Genomic DNA, 7,563 nt, shown 5'->3' with positions numbered 1-7,563 from the left:
GACATCGCCGAACTTGAAGGCGACGACAAAAAAGAATTCCTCGACGAAATGGGCATGGAAGAGCCCGGCCTCAACCGCGTAATCCGCGCTGGCTATCAATTACTCGGCCTGCAAACCTATTTCACCGCCGGTGTTAAAGAAGTACGCGCTTGGACCATTCCAGTAGGCGCTACTGCACCGCAAGCCGCGGGCGTAATCCACACCGATTTTGAAAAAGGTTTTATCCGCGCTGAAACCATTTCCTACGACGACTTCGTGCAATACAAAGGCGAACAGGGCGCGAAAAACGCAGGTAAATCGCGTAAAGAAGGTAAAGAGTACGTAGTAAAAGATGGCGACGTTTTACACTTCTTATTTAACGTGTAATTCGCTTTATGTTTGAATACTGATGCAAATCAGCGCAATCAACAAACCCCGCATTGCGGGGTTTTGTTTTTAAGCTAGCAACATTTTTACCGCCCATCTGATAGTCAAATCACACCTGATACACCAAACGAATCACCAGCTTATGAACAGCACCCATTCAATCTTCAACCGCCGCGACATCCTGTTCCTCTGCGCAACCTTGTGCACACTGCTGTGGGGAAGCTCATATCCCGCCATTAAAAGCGGTTATGCGATGCTGGAAATTGCGAGCGATAATATTCCGGCGCAGATGTTATTTGCCGGCTACAGATTTTTGCTCGCTGGAATATTTTTATTGTTGTTTGCCAAACTTACCGGAAAATCTATCGCGGTATCGAGCATTGCACATTGGCGACAAATCAGCATTTTAGGTTTAACCCAAACCACAGTTCAGTATGTGTTTTTCTATATCGGACTTGCCCATGCGACCGGTGTAAAAGCATCAATCCTTAACGCAACCGGCACCTTTTTCAGCGTGTTGCTCGCGCATTTTATTTATCACAATGATCGCCTAACCCACCGCAAAGCCCTCGGCTGTTTGGTGGGATTTATCGGGGTGATGGTGGTTAATTTTAATAAGAGCGCACTGGATTTCGATGTATCGCTGGAGGGTGAAGGATTTATTGTTATCGCCGCATTTACCCTTGCTGCCGCATCAATTTATGGCAAACGTATTTCGCAACATATGGACGTACTGATCATGACTGCATGGCAACTATCAATCGGCGGAATGGCGCTGATGATTTTGGGTTGGAGCACGGGCGGGTCATTGGGAAATTTTGATTGGCAATCAAGCCTGCTGCTGATTTACCTTGCACTACTCTCTTCGGCAGCATTTGCATTGTGGGGCACATTGCTTAAATACAATCCGGTAGGCATGGTAAGTGTATTTAATTTTTTGGTGCCAGTATTCGGCGTGGTGTTATCGGCAATCTTTCTGGGCGAAAGCATCATGGAATTAAAATATTTAATTGCCTTGGTTTTAGTCTGCGCGGGAATTTTTCTGGTGACGCGCCTGCCGCGACAACTATGATGCCGCAGCAAGCAGACTCAACATCGATCAGGCAACTACCGCTTGTCTGATCGATACAACGACCTCACTCAAATACTCCGCATCACGCCCCACCTGATAGAAGCGACCAGACCCCCAAGTGTGCATCCAGTTGAGGCCTATAAAATACAGGCCATCTACATCCGTCACGCCGCGTTTTTGTTTCGGGTGGCCGTTATCTTCAAACACCGGCAAGTTAATCCACTCAAAGCGCATATTAAAACCGGTGGACCAGACAACTGAATTAATGCCTGACGATTCAATATCCAGCTCGGTAACCAGTTCGGGCAAATAGTTGCTGCGAATATTGTCATCTGCAGGGGCATTGATATTGTTTTTTTGGATGTAATCTTCAATTCCTTTTACGATTCGCTCGGCAACCTGGTCGGCGTAATCCAGATTTTTTTCCAGATCATCGTTAAAAAATAATTGTTTGCCATCAGTATCTTTTAATACACCGTATAACTTCATTCCCTGCTCGGCAAAAATACGCAGATTTAAATCGCGCCCGCCATCGCGGCCGGTTACGTAGTGATTTGTGGAGTGCACTGCATTTTTTCCATCGGGATGGGTTTCCAATGTAGTGTTGTAATAGCCCATATCATCCAGCCAATTCACCACATCGCGCCCGCGATAGCGGCGATTCACACGCGGCGCAGGGCCAACACATAAGTGCACTTTGCGCCCCGCGAGATGCAAATCCTCCGCAATCTGGCAACCGGATTGACCAGTGCCAACCACCATCACTTCTCCCGGCGGGAGCTGATCCGGGTTTTTATAAAAATTGGAATGCACATGGGCGATATGCGCCGGCATTTTTTTCGCCATCGCTGGCACACGTGGTTCGTGATAACTACCACAGGCGATAACCACTTGATCAGCAGTGTAAATTGTATCCACGGTAACCAGCGTAAATAGCTCACCATTTTTGGTGAGCGATATAACCGGACTGTTAAAAATAATTGTCGGATTAAAAAAGGCACGATAGCCTTCCAAATAATCTACGATTTCATCTTTCACCATAAACCCATCCGGATCATTTCCTTGATAAGGATATCCCGGCAATTGGCATTGCCAATTAGGTGTTACCAAACAGAAAGTATCCCAACGCTGGTTGCGCCAGTTGTCAGCAATCTGGCCAGACTTTTCCAAAATAATATTGTCGATACCCTGCTGCGACAAACAGTAGCTCATGGAAAGCCCAGCTTGCCCCGCACCAATCACAATTGCACTGTGATGCTGGCGACTTTTTGTCGCTGGCGATTTACAGTTAGGGGATTCAGGAATTGCGGCCATGTTCATAATATTTCCCGTAATATAATTAACGAATTTATTGATAGATTCTTCGCACTGCACTAGCTGAGCTGTGTAACACGAACCTCACCTGCAATTTCTTGTTCGCGCAAAAACTGCAGTTTGCGATTAATTTTTTCCAGCTCTGCACTGGCAGCAGTGCAGTAATATCCAAATTTTTTATACACCCGTTCGGATGCCGCGTTTAGCGCCGAATGTATTCGCTGATCAAATTCAGCCTGGCTGTATTTGTCACCTGCCACCAAATGTTCATGCACAATGGTTGATGGCGAATAGTAAGTAACCTGATCGCCATCCGGCCAAATCACTTTAAAATTAACTGATGGCATGAGTGCCTCCCATTGCAGTAAGTGGTTGTTGGTTGACATCCCAAAATTCGGCAGTAGCACCAAGATGATCTAGCTGAATTTTTCCATCGCCGGTAAAACTACCAATGGGTGCGCAACTTAAATGGGAGTGTTGAAAATAATGTAATAATGCCGACACTCTTTCCGGCTCCACCGCAAGTAAAAATCCGAAGCTCTGGAATGCGCGTAGCCAACGAAACAAATCGCCTTCTGGCCGCGGGATCGCACTTAAATCCAACACAGCACCACAACCGGTTAATTCGAGCATCATGATCAAGGTGCCGAGCAAACCGCCGTTACTAATGTCTTTTGCGGCAACGGCTAAATTCGCTTCGGCCAATTCCGCCGGTACATTCCACTGTGCGCGAATTTGTTCCGGTGTTTTGCCCTGCACGCAACCCCAATAAGGTAAATCGCCATGCCAGCTGCCGGTTAAATCCGTCAACATAAATAACCGTTGACCGGGTTTAATGTGATGGCAAGACAATAATTTTTTTGCGTGGCCAGTAATTGCAACGCCAAGATTAGGGGCAAAGCCGGATTGGATACTGCTGTGACCACCGGCAAAATAAATTCCAAATACATCGCACGCGCGTTTCATATGTTTCAATAAAACTGTGCTCGCCTCTTCATCGTTATGCCAGTAAGCATTCACGATGGCAGTTGGCCTACCGCCCATCGCCGCTATATCACTGACATTGACCATCACCGATGACCAGCCCGCCGCACGCGGATCAGTGCGCACAAAATCCGGCAACATGCCTTCCATTGCTAATAATTGAAATCCATCGGCAGTTTTAAATGCGGCGCAATCATCGCCCGGCATTGCATAGCGCTGCTCAAGTGTTAAATCAGTTTGTTCACCACAAAAACTGGCAGCTAATTTAATGGCTGTTTTTGCTTTTATTTCCGGCAAAGACCGCAGTTGTTCACACAGAATTTCCAAATCACTTTGGTGGTGATGCCCGACACTGCTGCAGGAATATTTTTTCTGCTTGATGGTCGCCATGCTATTCATGATAAATGCCGTCCCATAAACGGATAATGTTCCAACTCTGCTTGCATCCGCACGTGAGGCCGCCCAGCCACTTCAATTGCACCTACTGTTTGCCAATGCACCGAGCGAAAATAGGTTTCATTTTGCGGCTGCACATTGGCGAGAAAACGTGTGCAACCCAAATCTTTTGCGCGCGATACCGCTTCATTAATTAATGCCTTGCCAATCGACTGATGGCCGCGATAGGCACGGGCCACACACAAGCGTCCACCAAACCAGAGATTGTCATATTCATCATCAACCTGATAAATGCGTACTGCACCGACTACATCATCAGCAATCGCGCAATTAGTAGCGAGCGCGACAATCGCGATTGCACGAAAGTCCTGCCCGTCCTGCTCATTGTCTTGCAGGATTTTTTGCTCTTGCGCAAACACCGATTTGCGCAATGCAAAATAACGCTGCTTCTCCCAAGAGCTTTCTGCCACCTTGACTTGAATATGTTGCGAGCGGAAATCAGTAAATTGTTGATCATCAAACGCATACTGCAGCCGGGCCATGAGCCACCTCCTGTTCGTAACTTTTGAGTGATGAGCAGGCGCCACATTTTGCACAACCTGCTTTGAGTGAATCCGATTGAATGCCGGCACGCACTAACGCCGGGCCAAGCTGTTTAAATAAACGGTCGAGCATATCCGCGCCGGGCATGGGGTGATGTTCAAGCGGCGTGCCTGCAACCGGCACAAAAGGAACCACAAAGGGATACACACCGAGCTCAATTAATTTTTTGCTCATCGCAATAATTTCATCTTCGGTATCACCCAGGCCCGCAAGAATATAAGTGCTTACATTGCCGCGACCAAATACCGCCACAGCGGCTTTAAAAGCCGACATATAACGGCTGAGCGGAACACTCGCCTTACCGGGCATAATATTTTTACGCACCCGATCACTCACCGCTTCCAGATGCATTCCGAGCGCATCTACACCGGCATCTTTTAAGCGCTGGAACCACACATCGTCATCCGGCGGTTCGCATTGCGCTTGAATGGGAATATCCACCAGTGCACGCACCGCACGTGCAGATTCCACCAACACCGCCGCACCGCGATCCAATGTTTTAGGTGTACCTGTGGTCATAATCATTTGGGTTACACCATCCAACTCCACTGCAGCGCGCGCAACCGCTGCTAATTGTTGCGGGGTTTTATGGGCGATGGTTTTGCCATTTTTTAACGATTCTTCAATCGCACAAAATTGGCAGGAGGTATCGCGATTACGATAGCGAACACATTCTTGCAGCACTGTTGTTGCCAACACATCTTTGCTATGCAGTGTTGCGATTTTCCAATAGGGAATTCCATCGTCGGTTGTTAACTCATAAAATTTTGGCCGCCCCGGCATGGCCGCTTTAGCAATTAATTTCTCATTCTCGAAAATTAACACTTGCTCGTGATTGGCATCGGCTTTAGCACTGAATGGCGATCGCTGGATTTGCTCGTTAAACACCGGGATCATGCTGGTCTGGCTGGCAAAGTTAAATGCTTTGTGATCCGTCGGCCCAGCGCCGCCTGCGCGCGTCAATCCAAGATTGCTTTCATCTACCCAACGCAAACCATGGGTTTGAATTTGCGTAAGTTGCTGACTGCTCAGTGCCATGATGAAAATCCTCTAGTTGCTTGCGCTGAAAAGGTTTGCATTTGAAACAGGAGTGACCAGTGTTAAACCAGTGGCGATATCCTCTGGTGTATTTTTCTCACTGGGAGCCAAGGGCTTTTTAAGCGGATGCGTATGACTTGTCGGTGTTTTATCGATAAGCAAACTGAGCAATTCAGGGCGACTGTAATGTCCGACAGAATCCATCATTCGCTTACGTTTATTGATGAGATTAAAATCTAGCTCGGCGATACAAGCGCCTTCGCCGGAATCACTGCGCAATGGCGTGCCGAGCAATTTTCCTTCCGGTGAAACAATGGCGGTGAAACAACCACCGCTAATGGCAGCGATGGGACCACCAGTATCTTTTACGATTTGCGCTTGCTGCTCTGGCGTCAACCAACCTGTCGCATTCACAACAAAACAGCCGGACTCCAATGCATGATGACGAATAGTTGCTTCAATTTGCTCGGCAAAAATTTCGCCGACCAAAGAACCAGGAAACATACTCACATGAATTTGTTCGCGATCTGCCATCAATGCATAACGCGCGAGTGGGTTGTAATGCTCCCAACAGGCGAGCGAACCAACACGACCAACGGCAGTATCCACTGCACATAAACCGGAACCATCACCCTGTCCCCATACCATGCGCTCATGAAATGTCGGCGTAATTTTTCGGCGATGCTGAACAAGCTGGCCGTCCGCATCAAACAATAATTGCGCGTTATAAATTGAACCACCGTCGCGCTCGTTAATGCCAACTGATACAACCATCTTCGCCGCTTTTGCTGCAGCGGCAATTTGTTGTGTATAGATGGAGGGAACCTCTACCGATTCCTGCATCAACAACAAATGTTGCGCGCCCATCGCACAAGGAGCCTGGATAAAAGAAAAATACGGGTAGTAAGGCACCAGGGTTTCCGCGAACACTGCCAGCTCAACCCCTTGCTTGCCCAAATCTGCAATCCACTCGCAAATTTTATTTACAGTTCCGGCGCAGGAGTAAAGCACCGGGCTGCACTGAACGGCAGCAGCCACGACTTTGTTCATAGGAAACCCTGATTTAATTTAAAAATTTAATTTAGAAAAAGTTGGTCGATAAAAAATAGTTAGACGATTTATTGAAATGCACGAAATAAAAAATCACGTCGTCCAAGTGTGGACAACAAATGCATTTTCACGGCGCATCAACAATTGCAAATCCATTACGTCGAGCGGGTTAATCGGGCGAATACCCTCAATCAATGCCTTTTCGGTTTGGCCGTAAAGTGCCTGCAACGCAAAACGGCAGGCATAGACTTCGCCGCCTTCTGCCATGAAGGCTTTTAATTGCGCGTTGTAAGCGAGATGGCCGGGAAATGCTTCCGCACCCAAAGTCGGGAAGCCGCGTTGAACACCCAGCAAAACACCTGGGCCGTAAAGTAGGATTTTGGTTTCAAATCCTTTGCGCAAAATGCGCTTGGCCTGCAACAAATTCACCAAACCAATCGAGCCTTCAAAGGCCACAGTATGGAAAGTCAGCAGCGCTTTTGCGCCAGGTTCAGCTTGTACATCCTCAAATACTTTTTCTTCGTAATCGACCAGAAAGTCACCGGTTTGGTAATGGGGGATATCCACGGCTGGCATAGCAATTTCCTCGTAATCAGGGTTAGGTTGAGCGACTTCATTCAAGTCGTACTATCCCTATTGCGACATCCGTACCAGCAACCGGCAAAGTCATACCCGGATTAACAAAATAATTTTTTATCCTTTAAAAACAATAAATTAGAAGGATTTATAAATTCGTCCGA

The 7,563-nt window shown here is 47.4% G+C and carries 9 protein-coding genes; 2 read left to right on the top strand and 7 right to left on the bottom strand.

Annotated features, from left to right (window positions below):
* Nucleotides 1-366, top strand: a 366-nt coding sequence (locus tag AAGC78_RS19720) for a DUF933 domain-containing protein (RefSeq protein WP_435785823.1), incomplete at its 5' end; no start/stop codon positions are given.
* A gap of 142 nt (nt 367-508) precedes the next feature.
* Nucleotides 509-1,438 carry a DMT family transporter gene (locus AAGC78_RS19715; RefSeq protein ID WP_435785822.1) on the top strand — a complete coding sequence of 310 codons (930 nt, stop codon included), beginning with the start codon at nt 509-511 and terminating at the stop codon, nt 1,436-1,438.
* Between the two features lie 27 nt (nt 1,439-1,465).
* Here the strand turns inward: AAGC78_RS19715 and AAGC78_RS19710 are convergent, their stop codons facing one another.
* From AAGC78_RS19710 to AAGC78_RS19680, 7 genes are all read right to left on the bottom strand, one after another.
* On the bottom strand, nt 1,466-2,758 hold the full coding sequence (locus AAGC78_RS19710) for an MSMEG_0569 family flavin-dependent oxidoreductase (RefSeq protein WP_435785821.1): 1,293 nt from the start codon (nt 2,756-2,758) through the stop codon (nt 1,466-1,468).
* A gap of 53 nt (nt 2,759-2,811) precedes the next feature.
* A complete protein-coding gene (locus AAGC78_RS19705; protein ID WP_435785820.1) occupies nt 2,812-3,099 on the bottom strand; it encodes an MSMEG_0570 family nitrogen starvation response protein in 288 nt (95 codons plus the stop codon).
* A complete protein-coding gene (locus AAGC78_RS19700; RefSeq protein ID WP_435785819.1) occupies nt 3,086-4,135 on the bottom strand; it encodes a sll0787 family AIR synthase-like protein in 1,050 nt (349 codons plus the stop codon). Before AAGC78_RS19700 ends, AAGC78_RS19705 begins: the two co-directional genes overlap by 14 nt.
* The gene (locus tag AAGC78_RS19695; protein ID WP_435785818.1) at nt 4,132-4,674 is read right to left on the bottom strand and encodes an MSMEG_0567/Sll0786 family nitrogen starvation N-acetyltransferase; all 543 of its coding nucleotides are present in this window, start codon (nt 4,672-4,674) and stop codon (nt 4,132-4,134) included. The genes AAGC78_RS19700 and AAGC78_RS19695 overlap by 4 nt, the downstream gene beginning before the upstream one ends.
* Nucleotides 4,649-5,773 (bottom strand): MSMEG_0568 family radical SAM protein, encoded by a 1,125-nt coding sequence (locus tag AAGC78_RS19690; RefSeq protein ID WP_435785817.1) that lies wholly within the window; start codon nt 5,771-5,773, stop codon nt 4,649-4,651. The genes AAGC78_RS19695 and AAGC78_RS19690 overlap by 26 nt, the downstream gene beginning before the upstream one ends.
* A 12-nt stretch (nt 5,774-5,785) precedes the next feature.
* Nucleotides 5,786-6,823, bottom strand: coding sequence for a Nit6803 family nitrilase (locus AAGC78_RS19685; RefSeq protein ID WP_435785816.1), 1,038 nt, complete (start codon nt 6,821-6,823; stop codon nt 5,786-5,788).
* Between the two features lie 93 nt (nt 6,824-6,916).
* Entirely contained in the window at nt 6,917-7,444 is a 528-nt protein-coding gene (locus AAGC78_RS19680; RefSeq protein ID WP_435785815.1) for an MSMEG_0572/Sll0783 family nitrogen starvation response protein, read from the bottom strand.
* Nucleotides 7,445-7,563 lie beyond the last annotated feature (119 nt).

It is taken from the genome of Cellvibrio sp., assembly GCF_039207905.1.
In the GTDB taxonomy this organism is placed as follows: domain Bacteria; phylum Pseudomonadota; class Gammaproteobacteria; order Pseudomonadales; family Cellvibrionaceae; genus Cellvibrio.
The sequence above is the reverse complement of the archived record's forward strand: the minus strand, read 5'-3'. Positions and strand labels throughout refer to the sequence as shown.